Source organism: Roseateles sp. GW821-FHT02E12, assembly GCF_059421665.1.
Genome location: NZ_JBWKVK010000003.1, coordinates 521,057 through 539,929 on the forward strand (window position 1 = coordinate 521,057; position 18,873 = coordinate 539,929).

General features: G+C 69.1%; 23 protein-coding genes. 8 read left to right on the top strand and 15 right to left on the bottom strand.

What is annotated here, in order from left to right; translation table 11 throughout:
- Positions 1-35: 35 nt before the first annotated feature.
- The gene (locus tag AC07V5_RS20300) at positions 36-845 is read left to right on the top strand and encodes an alpha/beta hydrolase (RefSeq protein ID WP_495117520.1); all 810 of its coding nucleotides are present in this window, start codon (positions 36-38) and stop codon (positions 843-845) included.
- Here AC07V5_RS20300 and AC07V5_RS20305 read toward each other — a convergent pair.
- The 5 genes from AC07V5_RS20305 to AC07V5_RS20325 all read right to left on the bottom strand — a co-directional run bounded on the left by AC07V5_RS20305 (position 842) and on the right by AC07V5_RS20325 (position 4,002).
- Positions 842-1,156 carry a hypothetical protein gene (locus AC07V5_RS20305; RefSeq protein ID WP_495117521.1) on the bottom strand — a complete coding sequence of 105 codons (315 nt, stop codon included), beginning with the start codon at positions 1,154-1,156 and terminating at the stop codon, positions 842-844. The two genes, AC07V5_RS20300 and AC07V5_RS20305, sit on opposite strands and share 4 nt — an antisense overlap.
- Positions 1,153-1,713 carry a DUF1439 domain-containing protein gene (locus AC07V5_RS20310; RefSeq protein WP_495117522.1) on the bottom strand — a complete coding sequence of 187 codons (561 nt, stop codon included), beginning with the start codon at positions 1,711-1,713 and terminating at the stop codon, positions 1,153-1,155. Before AC07V5_RS20310 ends, AC07V5_RS20305 begins: the two co-directional genes overlap by 4 nt.
- Before the next feature lie 51 nt (positions 1,714-1,764).
- On the bottom strand, positions 1,765-2,391 hold the full coding sequence (locus AC07V5_RS20315; protein ID WP_495117523.1) for a LysE family translocator: 627 nt from the start codon (positions 2,389-2,391) through the stop codon (positions 1,765-1,767).
- Between the two features lie 32 nt (positions 2,392-2,423).
- Entirely contained in the window at positions 2,424-3,125 is a 702-nt protein-coding gene (locus tag AC07V5_RS20320) for a Crp/Fnr family transcriptional regulator (RefSeq protein ID WP_495117524.1), read from the bottom strand.
- A 67-nt stretch (positions 3,126-3,192) separates the two neighbouring features.
- Positions 3,193-4,002 carry a crotonase/enoyl-CoA hydratase family protein gene (locus tag AC07V5_RS20325; RefSeq protein WP_495117525.1) on the bottom strand — a complete coding sequence of 270 codons (810 nt, stop codon included), beginning with the start codon at positions 4,000-4,002 and terminating at the stop codon, positions 3,193-3,195.
- A gap of 89 nt (positions 4,003-4,091) precedes the next feature.
- Here AC07V5_RS20325 and ureE point away from each other — a divergent pair, with 89 nt between their 5' ends.
- Positions 4,092-4,733, top strand: coding sequence for an urease accessory protein UreE (gene ureE / locus AC07V5_RS20330; protein WP_495117526.1), 642 nt, complete (start codon positions 4,092-4,094; stop codon positions 4,731-4,733).
- A 23-nt stretch (positions 4,734-4,756) separates the two neighbouring features.
- On the opposite strand, the gene AC07V5_RS20335 is transcribed toward ureE, so the two are convergent.
- Entirely contained in the window at positions 4,757-5,548 is a 792-nt protein-coding gene (locus AC07V5_RS20335; protein ID WP_495117527.1) for a hypothetical protein, read from the bottom strand.
- Between the two features lie 133 nt (positions 5,549-5,681).
- On the opposite strand from AC07V5_RS20335, the gene AC07V5_RS20340 reads away from it, so the two are divergent.
- Genes AC07V5_RS20340 through AC07V5_RS20350 form a run of 3 tightly spaced genes read left to right on the top strand, consistent with a single transcriptional unit; the run spans position 5,682 to position 7,838 of the window.
- The gene (locus AC07V5_RS20340; protein ID WP_495117528.1) at positions 5,682-6,359 is read left to right on the top strand and encodes an urease accessory protein UreF; all 678 of its coding nucleotides are present in this window, start codon (positions 5,682-5,684) and stop codon (positions 6,357-6,359) included.
- Positions 6,356-7,006 (top strand): urease accessory protein UreG, encoded by a 651-nt coding sequence (ureG, locus tag AC07V5_RS20345; RefSeq protein WP_495117529.1) that lies wholly within the window; start codon positions 6,356-6,358, stop codon positions 7,004-7,006. Before AC07V5_RS20340 ends, ureG begins: the two co-directional genes overlap by 4 nt.
- Positions 6,996-7,838, top strand: coding sequence for an urease accessory protein UreD (locus AC07V5_RS20350; RefSeq protein ID WP_495117530.1), 843 nt, complete (start codon positions 6,996-6,998; stop codon positions 7,836-7,838). The genes ureG and AC07V5_RS20350 overlap by 11 nt, the downstream gene beginning before the upstream one ends.
- 168 nt (positions 7,839-8,006) lie before the next feature.
- Here the strand turns inward: AC07V5_RS20350 and AC07V5_RS20355 are convergent, their stop codons facing one another.
- From AC07V5_RS20355 to AC07V5_RS20370, 4 genes are all read right to left on the bottom strand, one after another.
- Positions 8,007-8,786 (bottom strand): VOC family protein, encoded by a 780-nt coding sequence (locus tag AC07V5_RS20355; RefSeq protein ID WP_495117531.1) that lies wholly within the window; start codon positions 8,784-8,786, stop codon positions 8,007-8,009.
- On the bottom strand, positions 8,771-9,154 hold the full coding sequence (locus AC07V5_RS20360) for a hypothetical protein (RefSeq protein WP_495117532.1): 384 nt from the start codon (positions 9,152-9,154) through the stop codon (positions 8,771-8,773). Before AC07V5_RS20360 ends, AC07V5_RS20355 begins: the two co-directional genes overlap by 16 nt.
- Positions 9,155-9,175: 21 nt before the next feature.
- On the bottom strand, positions 9,176-9,943 hold the full coding sequence (locus AC07V5_RS20365; RefSeq protein ID WP_495117533.1) for a TerC family protein: 768 nt from the start codon (positions 9,941-9,943) through the stop codon (positions 9,176-9,178).
- A 95-nt stretch (positions 9,944-10,038) separates the two neighbouring features.
- Positions 10,039-10,476 carry a hypothetical protein gene (locus AC07V5_RS20370; protein WP_495117534.1) on the bottom strand — a complete coding sequence of 146 codons (438 nt, stop codon included), beginning with the start codon at positions 10,474-10,476 and terminating at the stop codon, positions 10,039-10,041.
- A 225-nt stretch (positions 10,477-10,701) separates the two neighbouring features.
- Between AC07V5_RS20370 and AC07V5_RS20375 the strand changes: the two genes are divergently transcribed.
- The 3 genes from AC07V5_RS20375 (at position 10,702) to AC07V5_RS20385 (ending at position 15,187) form a co-directional block, all read left to right on the top strand.
- Positions 10,702-11,751: a helix-turn-helix transcriptional regulator gene (locus AC07V5_RS20375; RefSeq protein ID WP_495117535.1), complete on the top strand. Its 1,050-nt coding sequence runs from the start codon at positions 10,702-10,704 to the stop codon at positions 11,749-11,751.
- A gap of 129 nt (positions 11,752-11,880) precedes the next feature.
- The gene (locus tag AC07V5_RS20380) at positions 11,881-14,037 is read left to right on the top strand and encodes a TonB-dependent receptor (RefSeq protein WP_495117536.1); all 2,157 of its coding nucleotides are present in this window, start codon (positions 11,881-11,883) and stop codon (positions 14,035-14,037) included.
- A 10-nt stretch (positions 14,038-14,047) separates the two neighbouring features.
- On the top strand, positions 14,048-15,187 hold the full coding sequence (locus AC07V5_RS20385; RefSeq protein WP_495117537.1) for a serine hydrolase domain-containing protein: 1,140 nt from the start codon (positions 14,048-14,050) through the stop codon (positions 15,185-15,187).
- A 58-nt stretch (positions 15,188-15,245) separates the two neighbouring features.
- Here the strand turns inward: AC07V5_RS20385 and AC07V5_RS20390 are convergent, their stop codons facing one another.
- The 5 genes from AC07V5_RS20390 to AC07V5_RS20410 all read right to left on the bottom strand — a co-directional run bounded on the left by AC07V5_RS20390 (position 15,246) and on the right by AC07V5_RS20410 (position 18,821).
- Positions 15,246-15,491, bottom strand: coding sequence for a hypothetical protein (locus AC07V5_RS20390; protein WP_495117538.1), 246 nt, complete (start codon positions 15,489-15,491; stop codon positions 15,246-15,248).
- A gap of 125 nt (positions 15,492-15,616) precedes the next feature.
- On the bottom strand, positions 15,617-16,594 hold the full coding sequence (locus AC07V5_RS20395) for a GlxA family transcriptional regulator (protein WP_495117539.1): 978 nt from the start codon (positions 16,592-16,594) through the stop codon (positions 15,617-15,619).
- Positions 16,587-17,165 carry a cysteine hydrolase family protein gene (locus tag AC07V5_RS20400; RefSeq protein ID WP_495117540.1) on the bottom strand — a complete coding sequence of 193 codons (579 nt, stop codon included), beginning with the start codon at positions 17,163-17,165 and terminating at the stop codon, positions 16,587-16,589. The genes AC07V5_RS20395 and AC07V5_RS20400 overlap by 8 nt, the downstream gene beginning before the upstream one ends.
- Before the next feature lie 87 nt (positions 17,166-17,252).
- The gene (locus tag AC07V5_RS20405) at positions 17,253-18,266 is read right to left on the bottom strand and encodes a 2-dehydropantoate 2-reductase (RefSeq protein WP_495117541.1); all 1,014 of its coding nucleotides are present in this window, start codon (positions 18,264-18,266) and stop codon (positions 17,253-17,255) included.
- 12 nt (positions 18,267-18,278) lie between these two features.
- Entirely contained in the window at positions 18,279-18,821 is a 543-nt protein-coding gene (locus tag AC07V5_RS20410) for an Mpo1 family 2-hydroxy fatty acid dioxygenase (RefSeq protein ID WP_495117542.1), read from the bottom strand.
- Between the last annotated feature and the right edge of the window lie 52 nt (positions 18,822-18,873).

An 18,873-nucleotide genomic window follows, 5' to 3' on the forward strand; every position in this document is an offset into this window, starting at 1 on the left:
AGAACTGGGCAGCGGACAAAACCCGAGGGAGTTCCGTGTCCACACGCCTGTCGCTGCTGCTTCTGAGTCTCGCGTGCCTGCTGCCTGCCTGCGGCGGTGGCGGCGGGTCGAGCGAACCGGCGCCGACGGCGCCGGTGGTGGTGATCGCGCCCGACTATGTCTACGTGGGCACGCTGGAGCGCAACAAGTCCATCACCTCCACGAACACGGGCATCACCTATCCGTATCACGTCTACCTGCCGGAGAACTACGCGGGCTCGGGCAAGAGCTACCCGGTGCTGTACGCGACCGATGGGCAGTGGAGCTTCCCGTCGTTCTCGCAGATGCTGGACAAGCGCCGCAAGCCGATGATCCTGGTGAGCATCGAGCAAGGCCCCGGTGACCGGCGGGCCATCGACTACACGGTGAACGGCGCGCCGGCCTATGCGCGCTTCCTGAAGGAGGAGCTGGCGCCGCTGATCGAGGCCAAGTACCGCACGACGGCGGTGCGCACCTACACGGGCACGTCGTACGGCGGGCTGCTGGGTTCCCTGATGCTGAGCACCGAAGCCGTGGGCACGCCGTTCTTCAGGAACTACCTGCTGTTCGACGGCTCCTTCTGGGCGCTGACGGCCAAGAACATCCAGGACGAACAAGCCCGCTTCGCGGCGAGCAGCCGCTTGCCGGTACACCTGATCCTGACGAGCGCGAACGCGCCCGGCAACGTGAACGACGTGATCGCCTACGAGGCCCGCTACAAGGGCCGCAACTACATGGACCTGCAGATCCAGCGCAAGGACTTCAACATCGCGCACGACAACGTTGGCGACCCGTCGTTCGATTGGGCGATCGACCTGATCGACTAGAGCAGCCGGAAGCGGGGAAAGAACCGACCCAGGACGCCCAGGACGAGAAAAGCCGCCAGGGCCAGGCCGAGGGCGATGAAAACTCCCGCGCCCGCCTTCGCCACCAGCGTGGCCAGCATGCGGGCCACCAGCGAGCTGGTCATGTCCTTGGAGATCCCGTCGGCTGTCCTGGAGACCCGCCACACGAAATCCAGCGGCGACAAGATGGCCTTGAACACCGACATGCTGCCCGGGCTGCCGAGCGCGAGCCACACGGCGGCCACGACGATGAACGTCAAGCCGCCAATCTCGAAAGGTGACAGGCTGCTCATCGGCTTGATGCCTCGGAGAAGCTGATTCGCAGCTTGCCGCCCACCACCTTCACGTCCCGCACCGTCAGCTTGGCCAGCGTGCCCTTGGCGGTGCTGGTGTCGATGGTGTAGATGGGGCGGCGCTGCAGCGCGTCCTTGGCGAGCTGTGGGGCGTACAGCTTCACCACCTCGGCGTGCTCCGCGGGCAGGCCGCTGAGCTCCAGCGTCGTGACTTGCAGCTCGTCCAGGAACAGTTGGCCCTCGGCCGGCACGTAGCGCGGTCGGCCCGACAGGCCCACACGGCCGATGCGCTCGCGCGTGCCCAGCGTCACCTTCGCGTCGGCCGTGATGCCGATGCGGTCTTCCCCCTCGGTCAGCACCACGACGGGGTTGGACAGGTCCAGGCAGGCGATGAGCAGCTTGCAGTGGTGTGTGGGGAAGCGCGGCGCGATGCGTGCCTGCAGCTCTGCCTGCTCGATGTCGAGGTGGCCGGTGTAGAGGCTGCTGACGACGGCGCACGTGGCGAGCGCCATGGCGGCGACGAGCGCGACGGCGACAAGGGCGAGGCGGCGAGGCATGGGAATAGGCTACACGAGCACGTCGTTCGGCTGGGCGGTCGACCGGGCTGACTAGCGCGACGCCATCATCCGCACGCCCAGGCCGATGAACAACGTGCCCGCGAGGCGGTCCAGCCACAGGCCCACGCTCGGCCGGCGGTTCAGCCAGGCGCCGACGCTGCCCGAGAAGTAGCCCAGCAACCCGAACATCACGACGGCTTGCGCCGTGAACACCAGGCCCAGCAGCCCCAACTGCCACTCCACCTCGCCCTGCGACGCGACGACGAATTGCGGCAGGAAAGACAGGAAGAACAACACCACCTTGGGGTTGATCGCATTGGCGATCAGGCCCTTCACGAAGACGCGGCGCAGCGATGAGGCGTCGCCAGCATCTCGGCTCAACTGCACGTTGCCCGCATGCCGCCAGGCCTGCACGCCCATCCACACGAGATAGACGCCGCCTGCCATCTTCAGCAGCGTGAACGCCACCGGCGACGCGGCCACCAGCGCGCTGACGCCGATGACGGCCAGCAGCGTGTGGCTCAGGCAGCCCAGCGCACAACCCAGGCCGAAAGCCATGCCCACTCGCCGCCCGCGGGACATGCCCATGCTCAGCACCATCAGGTTGTCCGGGCCTGGGGTGACGGTCAGGACCAGGGCGGTGGCGAGGAAGGCGAGGGTTTGCGGTGCGGTCAGCATGGGCGAATGCTAAGCGGGCAGGGCGCGTTGATTCAGCCGGCCGATGGCTGCGCTGTTGCGCCATCGTCGGCGCTCACGGCCCTCAGGCGCTGAATGTCGTGCACCAGCAAGCCGTCACGGGCGACGTCGACGAGCCCCCATTCGCTGAGTCGCTTCAGCGCCATGTTGGCTCGCTGCCTTGAGGTGCCCGCCAGCATCGCGATCTCAGCCTGCGAGACGCGAAGGACGGTTTCACCGGACTGCGGGTGCTGGATCAGGTCCACCACCGCCCGCGCGACGCGGGATTCGATGGGCGCATGCCTGGCGCAGATCGCCGCCCCGATGAGGGCGCCCAGGCGCGCGTTCAGCAGCTCCTGCACGAAGTGGTTGAAACCCAGGCTGCTGTTGCGAAGGCGCTGGAACTGCGCCGCGGGGATCAGCACGGCGCGCGTGTTACGCAGGGCCACGGCGTCGAACTGCCATGCCTGCCCCTTCAGCAAGGTGCCCTCGCCGAACCAGCCGCCATCGCCAACGGCCGACAGCATGGTCTGCTCGCCGTCGGCATGGCTGACCGACAAGGACACCAAGCCTTCGATGACACCGAACCAATGGAAGGCCGCGGCTCCCGCCGTTGCGAGATGCTCGCCGCGCGCAAAGTGGCGCTCGACGGCCAGGGCCTGCAGGTCCCGGAGCTCCGTCGGCGCCAGCAGGCGCCCCAAAGATGTCGCCTCCAGATAGGCCCTCACGTCCAGCATGGCCGCAGTTTATGGGGGGCGATGCGCCGTTCAGCCGTGCCAGCAACCGGGCGCATGCAACGCGCGGCTAGTCGCGGAAGCTCGGCGTGCTCTTGCCGGCCATCATGGCCTTGGTGAGGTCTTCGCTCATCAGCATGCCGGCGTTCCAGGTGGCGATGTAGTTGAGGCCATCGGCCACCGAGTGGTCACGCGCGTAGTTGAGCTGCTCCTTGGTGCCGCGGATGGACAGCGGCGATTTGCTGGCGATGAGTGCGGCAATCTCGCGCACGCCGGCTTGCAGCGCCTCGCGGCTGTCGAACACGCGGTTGACGAGGCCGATCTCGCGGGCCTCGGCGGCCTCCACGCGCCGGCCCGTGAAGGCCAGCTCGCGCACCAGGCCCTGCGAGCCGACCAGCTTGGGCAGGCGCTGCAGCGTGCCCACGTCGGCCACCATGCCGATATCGATCTCCTTGATGGAGAAGTAGGCGTCGGCGCTGCAGTAGCGCATGTCGGCGGCGCAGATCAGGTCGATGCCACCGCCCACGCAGGCGCCGTGGATGGCCGCGAGCACCGGCTTGCGACAGCGCTCCAGGCTGGTGAGCGTGTCCTGCATGTCCAGGATGACGCGGCGCAGGCTCTCGCGCGTGCGGCCGTCGCAGGGGTCCTGGATCTGCGGGGCGATGCCCATCATCATCTGCAGGTCGATGCCGGCGGTGAAGTGCTTGCCTTCGCCTTCCAGCACCGCCACGCGGGCCTCGGGCTGGCTGTCGATCCAGTCAAACGCGCGGCGGATGTCCTGCCACATCACCGCGTTCATCGCGTTGGCCTTGTCCGGCCGGTTCAGGCGGACGGTGGCGATGTGGTCCTGGAGGGAGAGGGTGAGGGTTTCGAGTTGCATGGTGCTTGCCGCTGGCATTGGAGGCGACATGATGCCCGGCAAACCCCCACGGCCGCTGTCGCCATCGAGCCAGCGCCGATACTTGGCCCATGATCCACGCCTCCAAACGCATTGCCGGCGGTGCCGGCCTCGCCGCCGTGCTCGTCAAGCGCGCGCCTACGCTTGAACTCGACTGGGACGCTCGCAGCAAGAGTCGCTTCTCGGCCACCGATTCCACCGGCCGCGAGATCGGCGTCGTGCTGCCGCGCGGCACGGTGCTGCGGGGCGGCGACGTGCTCGTGGCTGAAGACGGCTCGCTGCTCCGCGTTATCGCCTCTGCCCAGCCCGTGCTGCAGGTGCGCCACTGCACCGAGCACGGCTCACCGTTCGACCTGCTGCGCGCCGCCTACCACCTCGGCAACCGCCATGTACCGCTGGAGTTGCAGGCCGAACTGCTGCAGTTCGAGCCCGACCCCGTGCTGGCCGACATGCTGCGCCGCCAGCACCTGATCGTCACCGAGGCGCAGGCGGCCTTCGAACCCGAAGGCGGGGCTTACGGCGAAGGCGCCGGGCACGGTCACCACCACCACGGGCATGACCACGCGCATGAACATGGGCATGAGCACCATGCGCACGCCGCCGAGCCCGCGCCGGTGCGCAAGCCGCTGGCGATTCCAGTAAAGGCGCACGACGAAGGCCACGTGCATGGCCCCGGCTGCGGTCATGACCACGGCCACGACCACAAGCACTGAGCCGCGGCAGCGGCCGTTTCGTTTCAGTTGACGCTGGCGGACGGGCTGCCGCCCAGCAAGGCCGCGTCGATCAGCGGCGTTGCGATACCGGCCCCCAGCAAGGCCTTGCCGCGTCGCGCCACCTCTTGTGCCTCGCCGGCGCGCTGGGACTTGGTCAACACCCAGATCACCCGCGCGAACGTCAGGTCGACGTAGCCGGCCATCTGTGCCTGCATGCTGGCCCGCTGGGCCGGGGGCATGTCCTGCCCGGAGGCTCGCGCCGAGTATTGCGACTCGATGCTGTTCAGCACACCTTGCAGCGGCATGTAGGCGTTGGCCAGCTGATGGTCCTGCATCTGCACCAGGGCAGGCACGGCCATCAGCCAATACCGGGCAGCGCTGGGCGCGTCGCGTTCGGCCAGTTGGGCAAACATGTCACGGGTGGACTTGGCATCACCCAGCAGCTCATTGATGCGAACCACTTCCAGGACGGCGCCATGCAGGTTGCGGTCGATGGTGTGGGTGCGCTCGACGGCACGATCACGCACGGTCTGCAGGTCGCGCATGGCCGGCGGATAGCGCTTGGCCAGCTCCAGCCAGTCCTGCAGCGCAAACGACAGCCTGACGCCCACGTGCTCCGGCAGCAGCCGCAGGACGTTCTCGTGATACCAAAGGTGCTTCTGCGCCGCGTCGTCGAACCGGCCGTAGGCCGCATCGGCCAGCGCTTCATTCAGGATGACTTCCGGGTTCGGGTTGGCGGGCGCTTCCCACCCATGTGCCAGGCTGGCGCCCAGCGCCAGCAGGAGTGACAAGGTGAAGGTTCGAGAGGCTTTCATGTGGTCCACTGAGGGCGCAATGCAAAGCTCGCCAGTTTAAATATCTGCGCGCCGTGGCGCCGCTGAAGCCGCCTGACGGGCTGGCGCGCCCCGCACACTTCAGGCCCCGCGCTCCCTTGCTTGCCGTTGACTCATGCCACATCCTGACTCGCTGCTGCATCTTCTCTGGCTCGCCTCTCCCGCGCTGCCGGTCGGTGGCTTCAGCTATTCAGAGGGCCTGGAGGCCGCCGTGGATGCCGGGGTCGTGCACGACGAGACCAGCGCCGGCGACTGGTTGCTGAACCAGCTCGAACTCGTGCAGGCCCGTGCCGAGTTGCCGGTCGCCGCTGCTGCGCACGCCGCCGCGCTGGCGCTCGACGGCGCGCGGCTGACCGAGTTGAATGCCTGGGTGCTGCAGACCCGCGAGACCAGCGAGAGCCTGCAGCAGGCCCAGCAGATGGGTCGCAGCCTGCTCGTCTGGATGCAGGGCCTGATGCCCGATGCGCCGGTGCTGCCGCTGCTGAAGTCGCTCAAGCCGGCGCCAAGCTGGCCCGTCGTGATGGGCGCTGCGGCTGCATCGCGCGGCGCTGCGCTGGAACCCGCGCTGCAGGCCATCGCCTTCGGCTGGGCCGAGAACCTGATGCAGGCCGCCGTGCGCTCCGTGCCCCTTGGCCAGACCTCCGGCCAGCGCCTGCTGGCACGCCTCGTGCAAGCCATTCCGCAAGCCGTGGCGACGGCGCTGGCCGCGCCCGAGCCCATGGCCTTCGCGCCGTTGCTCGGCATTCACGGCGCCCGCCACGAAACCCAATATTCGAGACTGTTCCGCTCATGACCACAGCCCCGCTGCACGCCATCCCGAATCGCACCAAGAAACTGCCCCCGCTGCGCGTTGGCGTCGGCGGCCCCGTGGGCTCCGGCAAGACCACGCTCGTCGAGATGTTGTGCAAGACGATGCGCGACCGTTGGGATCTCATCGTCGTCACCAACGACATCTACACCAAGGAAGACCAGCGCCTGCTGACGGTGGCCGGCGCCTTGGCGCCCGAACGCATCATGGGTGTGGAGACCGGCGGCTGCCCTCACACCGCTATCCGCGAGGACTGCTCCATCAACCTCGAAGCGGTCGACCGCATGCTGGAGAAGTTCCCCGACGCCGACATCGTGTTCGTGGAGAGCGGTGGCGACAACCTGGCCGCGACCTTCAGCCCGGAGCTTTCCGACCTGACCATCTACGTCATCGACGTGGCCGCCGGCGAGAAGATCCCGCGCAAGGGCGGCCCCGGCATCACGAAGAGCGACCTCTTCGTCATCAACAAGACCGACCTCGCGCCCCACGTGGGCGCCGACCTGAACGTCATGCGCAGCGACACCGCTCGCATGCGGCCGGTGAAGCCCTGGGTCATGACCAACCTCAAGACCCGCGATGGCCTGGCCGACGTCGTCGCCTTCATCGAGAAGAAGGGGCTGCTTGTCGACTGATGCCATCCGCTGGCCGGCGCGATTGACGCTGAGCGCCGCTCGCGATGGCGGCAACGCCACTCGCGTGCATGCCCGCCACGACGGCCCGCTGCGCCTGCTGAAGACGCTCTACCCTGAGGGCCCCGCCATTGCGCATGCCGTGCTGGTGCATCCACCCGGTGGCTTGGTGGGTGGGGACCGCCTGGACATCCACCTGGATGTGCAGGCCAGCGCCCATCTGCTCGTCACCACGCCAGCCGCCACGCGTTTCTACCGCTCCAACGCGGGCGAAGCGGCGCAGGTCGTGCAGGCCGCCGTGGGCGAGGGCGGGCGCCTGGAGTGGCTGCCGCAGGAGACGTTGGCCTATCCCGGCTGCATCGCACGCAACGAGGTGAGGCTGAGCCTCGCGCCGGGCGCCAGCCTGTTCGCGACCGAGGTGCTGGGCTTGGGCCTGCCCGCTGCGAGCCAGCCCTTTGAGACCGGCCGGCTGCTGCAGCATCTGGAGATTGCCGGCCAATGGCTGGACCGCGGCTGGCTCGATGCGGCGGACAAGGCCCTGCTCGACGGCCCGTGTGGCCTCGACGGCCATCGGGTGCTGGGCACGCTGGTCTATGCGCAGACCGGCGTGCTGGCTGATGTGGACGCGCTGCTGACCCACAGCCGCGCCTTGCTGGATGGCGTGCCCCGTTCGGGCATCACCCATCTAGCCGGCCCGCGTGGCGCAGTGCTGCTGGCGCGCGTCGTTGGCGATGAGGTCGAGACGGTGACGCTGGCGCTGCGGCGGGTGAGGGCGCTGTGGCGGGAGCAGCTATGGGCCTTGAGGACGAGTGATCCCAGAATCTGGGCGACTTGAGGTCTTTGGGGGACTGAGCTCGAAGGTCGGCGCTACCACCAGCATCGGCTTGTTGTCGGGCGGCAGCCAAAAGTAGCTCAAAGGGGCATCAGGACAACTGTTGGTGCCGCCGTCGGGCTCGCCGATCCGGTTTGCCGGGCCGTGATCTGCGCACAGCGATAACTTGAGTCAGCGCTCGGATTGCAGCGTCAGCCACAGGCCGTGGACTCGAACGAGTGACGTGGATTCGCCGCTTCGCGCCGCCATCGTCACGCCAATAATGGAATGGCCGAGCACGATCTGATGCCGCGCCGGCACGATGACGATGCGGCCGCCCTCGGCGAGCTCGAAGACGCGGGCCTGGGCGGCCAGAGGCTCGCGGCGCGTCTCCTCGTGCGAGCTGGCGCCCAGGACCGACAGCAGTTGCACGAGTGGCGTCGCGTTGTCCATCGCCACCCAGACTTCACGCGTTGCAAACGTGCCGTTGGCATGCGCGAAGTGTTCGGGGCGGTCCGTCGGCGAGCGGTTGTCGCCGGCGAAGAAGATCCAGCTCAGCCGCGGGTCGGTCAGCGTGAGCCCGTCGGCGTCATGCCGGTGCGGGATGCCCGCCGCCCGCAGCGCGGCAGCGGCACGGGTCTCGTCGGCGGCATGCAGCGTCAGGAAGGCCGGGCCTTCGCCCTCGTCCAGAAATGCCTTGTAGCGGCTGCTGAGGCCGTCCGCCGCCGTGCTGGCCGTGATCAGCTCCAGCCCGGCGCCGTTGGCAAACTTGATGTGCGCGTTGCGCAAGCCGTTGGCATGCGGCCGCCCGGGCTTGATCGCGAAGCCGAGCGCGCGGAAATCAGCCGCCGCCTGATCCAGGTCGCGCACGGCGGTTGGGATGTGATCGAGGCGGGCCAGCGGCTGCGCGCCTGCCGGCCAACAGGCCGCGAGCAGCAGGGCAGCCAGGCAGCGCCTCACAGCGCCCGCCATGTCGGGATGCAGTGACGCGCCAGCGCCGTGACCCAGTCCGGCTCTTGCGGAACGAAGGCCAGCCCGAAAGCGGGGCTGACGAGAAAGCCGGCGCGCTCGAAGGCGTCGGCGTCCTGGGCGCGCACGAAGCCTTCCAGCGCGATGAACGGAATGGCGACGGCGCCCAGGTGCAGCACCGGCGCATGCTGCGTGATCTCTTCGAGCCGGCCGATGTCCTCGAAGCGGTAGACGCTGTCGCCGTAGTCGTAGGCCGTCAGCGCGATGTTGTTGCGCTCGACCTTGCCTGGCGGGCCCAGCCGGGCGGTGAGCTGCTCAGGCGAGATGCCGAAGGAGATGGCGTCGACGGCGATGAAGGGCGTCAGGTGCACGCCCCGAGTGTGCCTGCAGGCTCACTCGTCGTCGCCGCCCGGGATCTGCTGGCGCAGCTTGATCTTGGTCGTCGACTTCTTGCGCATCTTGATGTTCATCATCTCCACGCCCAGCGAGAAGGCCATCGCGAAGTAGATGTAGCCCTTGGGCACGTGGTGGCCGAAGCCCTCGGCCACCAGCACGACGCCGACGACGACGAGGAAGGACAGCGCCAGCATCTTGATCGTCGGGTGGTCGGACACGAAGCGGCCGATGGGGGCGGCGAACAGCATCATCAGGCCGACGGAGCAGACGACGGCGGCGATCATGATGCGCACGTCGTCCACCATGCCGACGGCGGTGATGATGGAGTCCAGCGAGAAGACCAGGTCGATGACCATGATCTGCAGGATGACGGCCGCGAACGCGGCCTTGGCCTTGCCACCCACGCCGTGGGCCTCGTCCTCGCCTTCCAGCGACCCGTGGATCTCGCCCGTGCTCTTCCAGATCAGGAAGAGGCCACCGCCGATGAGGATGAGGTCTCTGCCCGAGATGGCTTTGTCGAACAGGGGCAGCGTGAACAGCGGCTCCACCATGCCGACGATCCAGGCCAGCATCATCAGCAGCCCGATACGCATGAACATGGCCATGAAGAGGCCCAGGCGCCGTGCGCGCTCTTGCATCGCCTTGGGCAGTTTGTCCACCAGGATGCTGATGAAGATGATGTTGTCGATGCCCAGCACCAGCTCCAGCGCGGTCAGCGTGAGGAGGGCGATCCAGGTCTGCGGGTCGGCGAGCAGTTCGAGCATGGTGGGCGGTCCGTGGTGAGCCAGGGATTGTCGCCAGCACCCCGCCGACCACGGACAGCCTCAGCCTGAACGAAGCTTCGGTTTTGCTTTGGGTGTCACTTCAATACCAGCTCCTGCAGCTGCATATTGCCCACCAGCTTGCGCATGACGCCGCGCTCGCCGGCGGCGACGTCCTGCTTGCGCGTGTCGGCCGCCAGCATGGCCTCGATCTTCTTCTGGAAGGCCAGCTGCTTGGCGTTGCTCTGGTAGTCCTTGAGCTCGACGGCCAGCACCAGGTCGGGCTCATCGTGGCGTTGCGCGTTCACGGCCAGCACGTGGTACGAGACGATGATGCCTTCCTTCTTGCCCAGCTCCTGCACCTTCTTCCAGTTGGTGCCGAGGTAGTCCATGTACTTCTCGAACTGGCCTGGCTCGATCTTGATGTTGGAGAAGAACCAGACCGAGCCTGGCGTGTAGCTGGATTCCTGGGCCAGGGCCGGCAGGGACAGGGAAAAGGCCGCAGCAGCGGCGCACAGGGTGGCTTTGAAGTTCATGCTTGCTCCTTGTGTTGATGTCCGCTGGCGTCATGCAACGGGCGGCGGCAGTGTGTGGAGCGGGGCACTTCGCGACGACTTCGATGCGACCGACGCGGCAATTCGGTCACCGAGTTCGGCACGGTCGCGACGGGTTGCGTCGACAGCTTGGGGACGGCTCGAACTAGGGGATGAGCTTCGTCACGCCTGTCTCGGGGGCGACTGTGGCGCCCGCGCATTGCACCGATGGCGGCCGGCCAGGAATTGGCCTACAACCCGGCCATGCTGCCCATCGCCGCTGCCGTCAGTGCCGACCAGCCTCTGCAGGGGGCGGAGGTCGATGCCGCGCTGAGCAACTCCCGCCTCGTCGCGCTGTGCGAGACGAGCAATCCGGACGAAGCCCAGGCGGTGCTCAGCGGCGTCTACGGCCCGCATGCACTGCGCATCGGCGACGAGAACGGCCTGGCGCTGAAGCTGCGCGGCGCCGAGTTTGCCCGCCTGCACCTGGGTGAGGTGCGCTACGGCACCTCCACCCGCATGGCCATGCCGCGGGCCCACGGGCACTGGGTGTTTTCGTACCTGCGACAGGGCGAGGTCTGGCGCAGCGGCGACCGCGAGCTCTACGGTGCGGGCGACGCCGGCGTCATCGCGCCGGACGAGGTGCACGGGCTGGAGATGTCGGGCGACATGGAGCTGTTGAACCTGCGCGTCGACGACGCCGACATGGGCAGTGCCTGCCGCAGCCTGCTCGGTTCCGACCTGGCTCACCCGCTGCGTTTTGCCGACCACTGCGGAGCCGGTGGCGCGCCGGTGGCGGCCCTGCTGCGCGTGCTCGGGCACCTGGCGGCCACGCCGGCCTATCCGCATGCGGCGGCCCAGCGGCTGGAGGCCAGCTTGCGCGACGCGGCGCTTTTCGAGCTGCTGCTGGCCTGGCCCAACAGCTACACGCGCGGGCTGGACGCACCGGCCGCCATGCCGCTGTCTACACGGCGGGCGCGCGACTACATCCACGCCCATGCGGCCGACGTGCCCTCGGTAGGCGATATCGCCGAGGCCGCAGGTGTCGGCGTGCGCGCGCTGGCGCGGGGCTTCGAGCGCCACTTCGGCGTGTCGCCGCAGCGCTATCTGCAGCAGTACCGGCTGGACCGCGTGCGCGAGGAGCTGCGGTCTGCCGCACCTGGCGTCACCGTGACGTCGGTGGCCGCGCAATGGGGCTTCTGGCAGCTCGGCAGCTTTGCCGCACGCTACCGCGAGCGCTTTGGCGAATCGCCCAGCCAGACGCTGAACAGCCACTGAAGTTCCGCCGAAGTTCCGCCGAAGTTCCGATTTGGCACATCGCGCTGCCGATTCGCCATAGCCGGCCGAAGAGCCGCTCGCGACCATGCCTGCACGCCGCCACACAGACGCGGCGACCGGAGACAGAGCATGAGACTCAGCCCTATCGCGCTGGCCGCAGCATCCACCTTGGCCGCGGCCCAGGCCGCCCCCGACAACGTGCAGATCGAGCGCGTCGTCATCACGGCCGAGCGCCGCGTGACGGTGCTGGACACCACGCCCGCCGCCATCACCGCGCTGAACGGCGCCCGCCTGGCTGAGCGCGGCGACACGGGGCTGGCCGACCTCGTCATGCTCAGCCCCAACACCTCGTTCACGAACGGGCAGGGCGCCACCCAGCTCTTTGTGCGCGGCATCGGCAATGTCTTCATCCTGGCCGGCGGCGACCCCGGCGTGGCGCTCTACAGCGACGGCGCTTATGTGTCGGATCAGACCAGTTCCAACACCGCCCTGTTCGACATCCAGCGCGTCGAGATCCTGCGCGGGCCGCAGGGCGCGCTCTATGGTCGCAATGCCACCGGCGGTGCGGTCAACATCATCTCGGCCTTGCCGACCTCGACGCTGCAGGGGCGCGTCGGCCTGCTGTTCGGTGGCGACGGCCGGCGCGAGAGCGAAGGCTTTGTCTCCGGGCCGCTGGCCGACGGGCTGGATGGCCGGCTGGCCTACCAGGTCAAGGAGGCCGACGGCTACACCCGCAATCCGCTCACCGAGGGGCCGCGGCGCCTGGATGACCAGTCCAGCCGCGCGCTGCGAGCGCAGTTGCAATCGGGGCTGTCGGGCCTCGGCACGCTGAGGGTCGTGGCCGGCCACTACCGCGAGCGCGACGCCGGCATGAGCGTGCCGGTGCTGGCTGATCCCGTCTCCATCCCGGTGCTGCTGTACGGCGTCACGCAGAGCAGCGACCCGCGCGTCGTCAAGAGCCAGGGGTCCAGCAACCGCGTCGAGGTCAACACGGCGCAGGCGCTGCTGGAGCTGCCGCTGGGCCCCAACACGCTGAGCGCGTCTCTCAGCTTGCGGCGCAGCAAGGTCGACCGGCTCTGGGACAGCGACACCACCGAGGCCGCGGTCACGACCTCCGGCTTCCTGACTGGCAGCACAGACAAGAGCCTGGACGTGCACCTGGCTTCCGACGAAGGCAGCCCGCTGCAATGGCTGGTGGGCGTTACGGCGCTGCAGTTCGACCAGAGCCAGGACATCACCATCAGCACCCAGGTGCCGCTGGGTTTCATCGTGCCGGGTGCACCCATGACCGTGCCCTTCCCGGGCGGTGTCGGCTTCCTGCTCGGCGGCACCGTGCACACACGCTCCAGCGCCGCCTATGCCGACCTGCGCTACACGCTGAACCCGCAGTGGTCGCTGCTGGCCGGCCTGCGCGTCAACCATGACAGCAAGCGTGCCGACGAGTACCAGAACATTGCCGCCTTCGGCTTGGCCGGCACCGGCCACCCGAGCGATGGCTGGACGAGCACGCCAGGCAGCATCGGCGTCGAATACAAACCCGCCACCGGCACGCTGGCCTATGCGCGCTGGGCGCATGGCTTCAAGTCGGGCGCGGTCAACCTCGGCGCGCTGCAGCCAACGCTCGTCAAGCCGGAGAAGGTCAGCAGCATCGAGCTGGGCTTCAAGACCGAGTTCCTGCAGCGCCGCGGCGTGCTCAGCGCGGCCGTCTTCAGCAGCCGCTACAAGGACATGCAGGTGTCGCAGGTCGGCCAGGCGACGACGCTGCTGGCCAACGCCTCGGCGGCGCGCATCGATGGCGTCGAGATCGAGGCCGCGCTGCGCCCGCTGCCTGAGCTGACGCTGTCCGCCGGCCTGGGCCTGATGGACCCGAAGTACACGGACTTCACCAACGTCGACCTGCGCAACGCGCCGACGACGCCGGTCAATGTGCGTGGCCGCCAGCTGGCGCAGGCCTCCAAGCAGCAAGTCACTCTCGGTGCCGAATGGGCCGGCAGCCTGGGCGAGCTGCGCACGACGCTGCGTGCCGACTACAGCTGGCGCGGCCGCTTCTACTTCACCGAGTTCAACACGTCGGATGCGATGCAGGGCGCTTACGGCCTGCTCAATCTGACCGCCACGCTGCGCCCTGCAGCGGGCCGCTGGAAGCTCTGGGCCAACGTCCGCAACGTGGGCGACACCGCGGCCTTCACCAGCATGAGCATCGCCTCGCCGCTGCTGGGTGCCGCCCGCCAGGTCACCTACACGCCGCCGCGCCAGTTCGCCATCGGCGCGAGCTACGACTTCTGAGGAGACCACCATGAAGCATCTGCTGGGCCACCACCAGGCCCGCTGGGAACCGCTCGCCCATGCCTTTGACGCGCTGTTCGAGCGTGGCGACGATCTGGGCGCCTCGCTGGCGCTGACCGTCGAGGGCGAGCTCGTGCTCGACCACTGGGGCGGCTGGTGCGACGAGGCGCGCCACAAGCCCTGGGACCGCAACACGCTGACCCATGTCTGGTCCACCACCAAGACCATGACGTCCCTCTGCGCCCTGCTGCTGGCCGACCGCGGCGAGCTGGACCTGGACGCCCCCGTGGCCGCCTACTGGCCCGAGTTCGCCACCAACGGCAAGAGCGGCATCCTCGTGCGCGACGTGCTGGGCCATACCTCGGGCGTCAGCGGCTGGGAGCAGCCCATGGGCATGGGCGACCTGTGCGACTGGGAGCGCAGCACGGCCCTGCTGGCGGCGCAGTCGCCGTGGTGGACCCCGGGCAGCGCCTCGGGCTATCACGCGCTGAACTACGGCCACCTGGTGGGCGAGCTGATCCGCCGCATCACGGGGCAGAAGACGGGAGCCTTCCTGGCGAGCGAGCTGGCCGGGCCGCTGGGCGCGGACTTCCACATCGGCCTGCCGCCCGAACACGATGCGCGCGTTGCCCGCGTGGTGCCGCCACCTCCAGCCCCGGTCGATTTCTCCGCCATCCCGCCCGGCAGCCCGATGCTGCGCACCCTCGGCAACCCGGCACCCGACGCGGCCTACAGCCACCGCGAGGACTGGTGCCGGGCCGACATCGGCGCCGCCAACGGCCATGGCAATGCGCGCTCGGTCGCTCAGCTGCAATCCATCGTCGCCTGCGAGGGCACGCTGGGCGGCCGGCGCTGGCTCAAGCCCAAGACGGTGGACCGCATCTTCGACGTGCAGGCCCGCGGCATCGACCTCGTGCTGGGCGTGCCGCTGTGCATGGGCATGGGCTACGGCCTGCCCGAGCCGGCCACGCTGCCCTTCATCCCCGAGCAGCGCATCTGCTTCTGGGGCGGCTGGGGCGGCTCGCTGGTGCTGGTGGATGTGGAGAGGCGGCTTTGCCTCGCCTACATGATGAACCGCATGGCGCCGGGCGTTGTCGGCGGGCCGAATGCGGCCGTGCTGGTGCAGGCGCTGTACGCCTGTTGCGGCTGACAGCAGAAAAAAGAAAACCCGCCAGCGGCGGGTTGGGTGACTGACGGCAGCGCGGGGTTCAGACGATCCAGACCTGCGTCTGTGCAGCGGCCAGCGTCGTCGTGTCGCGGCGGCCTTCGATGACGACGCGCGGCAGCTGGGCCACGACCGTCGCGTCTGCACGCTTGCCAACGATGACCACGCGTTCCAGCTTCACCACCTCGGTAGCCGGGGCGGCCGTGCGGTTGGCCAGGCCCACACCGGCAGCGGCTGCGGCGGCGACGGAAGCGATGGCGACGATGAAGGTCTTGGCTGCGGTGTTCATGGTGGGCTCCGGTGGGTTGGCTGGGTCAGTGATTGCAGTTTCGTCACTGACCCGGCGCGCCGCGAGCCCCAGGCGATGGATCGCCGGCGCGGGCGGATGAACTGCAATTCCGCGGGACGAACGCGTCAGCGCCTGGCGCTGGAGGGCGTGCCCGGCCAGCCGACCGCGGCCCAGGCGCGGCGCAGTTGCAGTTCGGAGTTGAAGCCCGCCGCCTCGCTGGCCGCGCTGACGCTGGCGCCGGCTTCCAGGGAACGCTTGGCCACGGCCAGGCGAACGCCGCGCAGATAGGCCTGGGGGCTGGTGTCGGCATGCTGGGCGAAGAGGCGGCTCAGCGTGCGCGGCGTCGTGGCGGCGAGGTCGGCCATGCGCTCCAGTGGCCAGTCTTCGGCCGGGGCCACGCTGAGGGCGTCCTGCACGCGGTGCAGGCGGGCGTTCAGGTGCTGGCGGTGGGCCAGCAGCGGCGACAGCTCGGGGTCGGCCGGGCCGCGGCGCAGGGCCACGGCCATCTGTTCCGCAACCCGTGCCGCGACCAGCTCGCCGGCATGCGCCGTGATGAGGTGCAGCGCCAGGTCGATGCCGGCCGTCACGCCGGCGCTGGTGAAAACCTCGCCGTCCTGCACGAAGACGCGGTCCTGCAGCACCGTGCAGCGCGGTGCGAGGCGGGCGAGGTCGTCCAGGTGCTGGTGATGGGTGGTGGCGCGTCGGCCGTCCAGCAGGCCGGCCTGGGCGGCCAGCAGCGCGCCGGAGCAGACGGTGACGAGGCGTAGGCCCGGTCGGCCGGGCGCCAGGCGGGAGAGCCAGGCAACGAGTTCACGCTGTTGCATCGGCTGCCGCGCCTCGGCGGCGGAGGTGCGGCCGACCAGGACGATCCAGCTGCCCTCAGGCAGGTCGTTCGGCAGGGGTTCGAGCGCCTGCAACTGGATGCCCACCGACCCGGTCGATTCGCTGCGCACGCCGACGAAACGCAGTTCGAACGGCGGGGCGGCCAGCTTCAGCGCGGCGATTTCGAGGCTGGCCAGGCGCAGCGCCTCGGCCGGGCCGGCCCAGTCGAGGACGAGGCTGTCGTCCTGCAGGACGAAGACAACCTGCTTGGGGTCAGGCAAGGGCGGCTTCCTTCTCGGTGACGGCCTGCAGCGCGGCTTCGGCATCCATGATGCGGGCGAAGCGGCCGTCCAGCACGGCGGCCGTGCGGGCGCGGAGCTGGGCGGGCGTCAGGGGCGAGCCGTCGGGGTGTTGCATCGTGAACGTGAGTGTCGCCTCGGGCACGTAGATGACCTCCCAGCCCAGGTCCGACGCGTGGCGGGTCGTCGTCTCGCAGCATTGCTCGGTGCGGATGCCGCTGATGACGAGCTGGCGGATGCCGTGCTGCGTCAGCCACACGTCCAGGCCGCTGCCGACGAGTGCGCTGTGGCGGGTCTTGTGCACGGTCAGGTCGGCCTTGAAGTCGCGCAGGCCTTCCAGCGGGCGCACATGGCCGCTTTCCAAGCTGAAGGGGTCGGCGCCGGTTGCGTCAGGTTGCACGTGGAAGACGCGCACGATGGGCAGGCCGGCAGCCTCGAAGCCCTCGATGAGGCGGTTCTGCGCGGCCAGGTAGGCCGGCAGGCCGTCGGTCTCGAACGTGGGGCGCTGGGTGAAGGAGTGTTGAACGTCGATGACGATGAGGGCGGTGGTCATGGCGGGCCTCTTTGGCGTTGTTGAGGCCTTCAGTGTTCCGCCGCTGTGCATCTGCCGCCACGCGCTGGTGGACGGAGATGGATCAATTCAGGACAAACCCAAGGCTCGCAGCAGCTCGGCCGGCGAATAGGGCTGGCGGCGCTTGGCCCAGTCGCGCACCAGGCCTTGCATGCGCAGGTTCAGCGGCGCGCCGCGACCCATGGTGCGGGCCAGCCGGACGACTTCGCCGCACAGCGCGTCGATCTCGGTCGTGCGGCCCGCGCTCAGGTCGTCGGCCATGCTGGAGCGGGCCTGGGCGTCGATGCGCAGCATGCGCGCGGCAGCCAGGCGGAAGATGGGTGTCGGCATGCGCAGCAGCATGAGCAGCCGGCGTGGCGGCAGCGGCGTGAGCTGGGCGACGGGGCGTTGGGCCGCGTCCAGCAGGTTCAGCGCCTCTTCCTGCAGGGCCGCCAGCACGCGCCGGTAGCCGCGCTGCAGCAGCTCATCCCGCAGCGGCATGCCGGACAGCGCGTTGACCGGGTTGTTCAGGTTGAGCAGCAGCTTGCCCCACTGCACGGGGGCGAGGTCGGCGTGCAGGCGCAGCCCCATGCCGATGCGGGCCAGTGCGGTCTGCCAGGCGGCCAGCGCCAGGTCCTCGGGCGAGCCCTCCGCGGCCAGCGCGCCGCCGGTGCCGCGGTGGTAGTGGCCGGGCGAAATCTCGGCGATGTTGTAGGGCACCATGCCCGCGTGCCAGTGCAGCTGCGGCGCGGCCCCGCGCGCGGCCTCGGCGTTGCCGATGCCGTTTTGCAGGCTGACGACGGGCGTGCCCAGCGGCAGCGTCAGGCCCAGGGCCGTGGCCGCCTCCACAGTGGCGCCGGACTTCACGCACAGCAGCACCAGGTCGGGCTTCAGCCCGGCGGGCGGCTCGTCGTGCAGGCGCAGGTCGAGCGCCGGGATGCGGCGGTCCAGGCCGTCCTGGTCGGTGAGGTGCAGGCCGTGCTTGCGCAGGGCGGCCAGCACGCGCGGGCGGCCGACGAAGTGGACGGGCACGCCGGCAAGCTGGGTCAGGCCGCCGACAAAGCAGCCGACGGAGCCGGCGCCCATCACAAGAACGCCGGTCATCGTGTCAGCGGATCAGACGGGGTGGGCCAGATCGCGCAGATGCGTCGGGCCGACGCGGCGTTCGATCTCGGCCAGCAGCGGGCGGCCCCAGCCGAGCATGAACATGCCCTCGCCGACGACGAACATCGGGCCGACCAGCAGGCCGACCAGGTCGTCCACGAACGCGGGCTTCTTGCCCTCGTAGTAATGGCCGACGAACTGGAACACCCAGCCGACGATGAAGCTGCCGACGCCGATGACCAGCCAGCCGGCCGTCGTCGCACCCTGGGTGGCCGTCATGGCCAGCGCCGTGAGCACGCCGTTGACGAGGGCCGTGGCCGCGCCGAGCACGAGATTGCCGCGCGTGAGGTACCAGAGCGCGCTGACCGCCCACAGCACGATGGCGGCGTTCATTGGCGTGCTGCCCAGCGTGAACTCGGCGCGCGCGAGCAGTGCGCTGATGGCGAAGACGATGAGAGGGATACCGACGAAGTGCGTCGCGATGTTGCGGCGGTCGCGGTGGTAGGCGGCGTATTGCGCCATCAGGTCAAGTGCGGGGCGGAACAGGCTGGCCATGGCTGGGCTCCTTTGAGGAGATGGTGGCTATGCTAGTCCAGCCCGGCGCGGC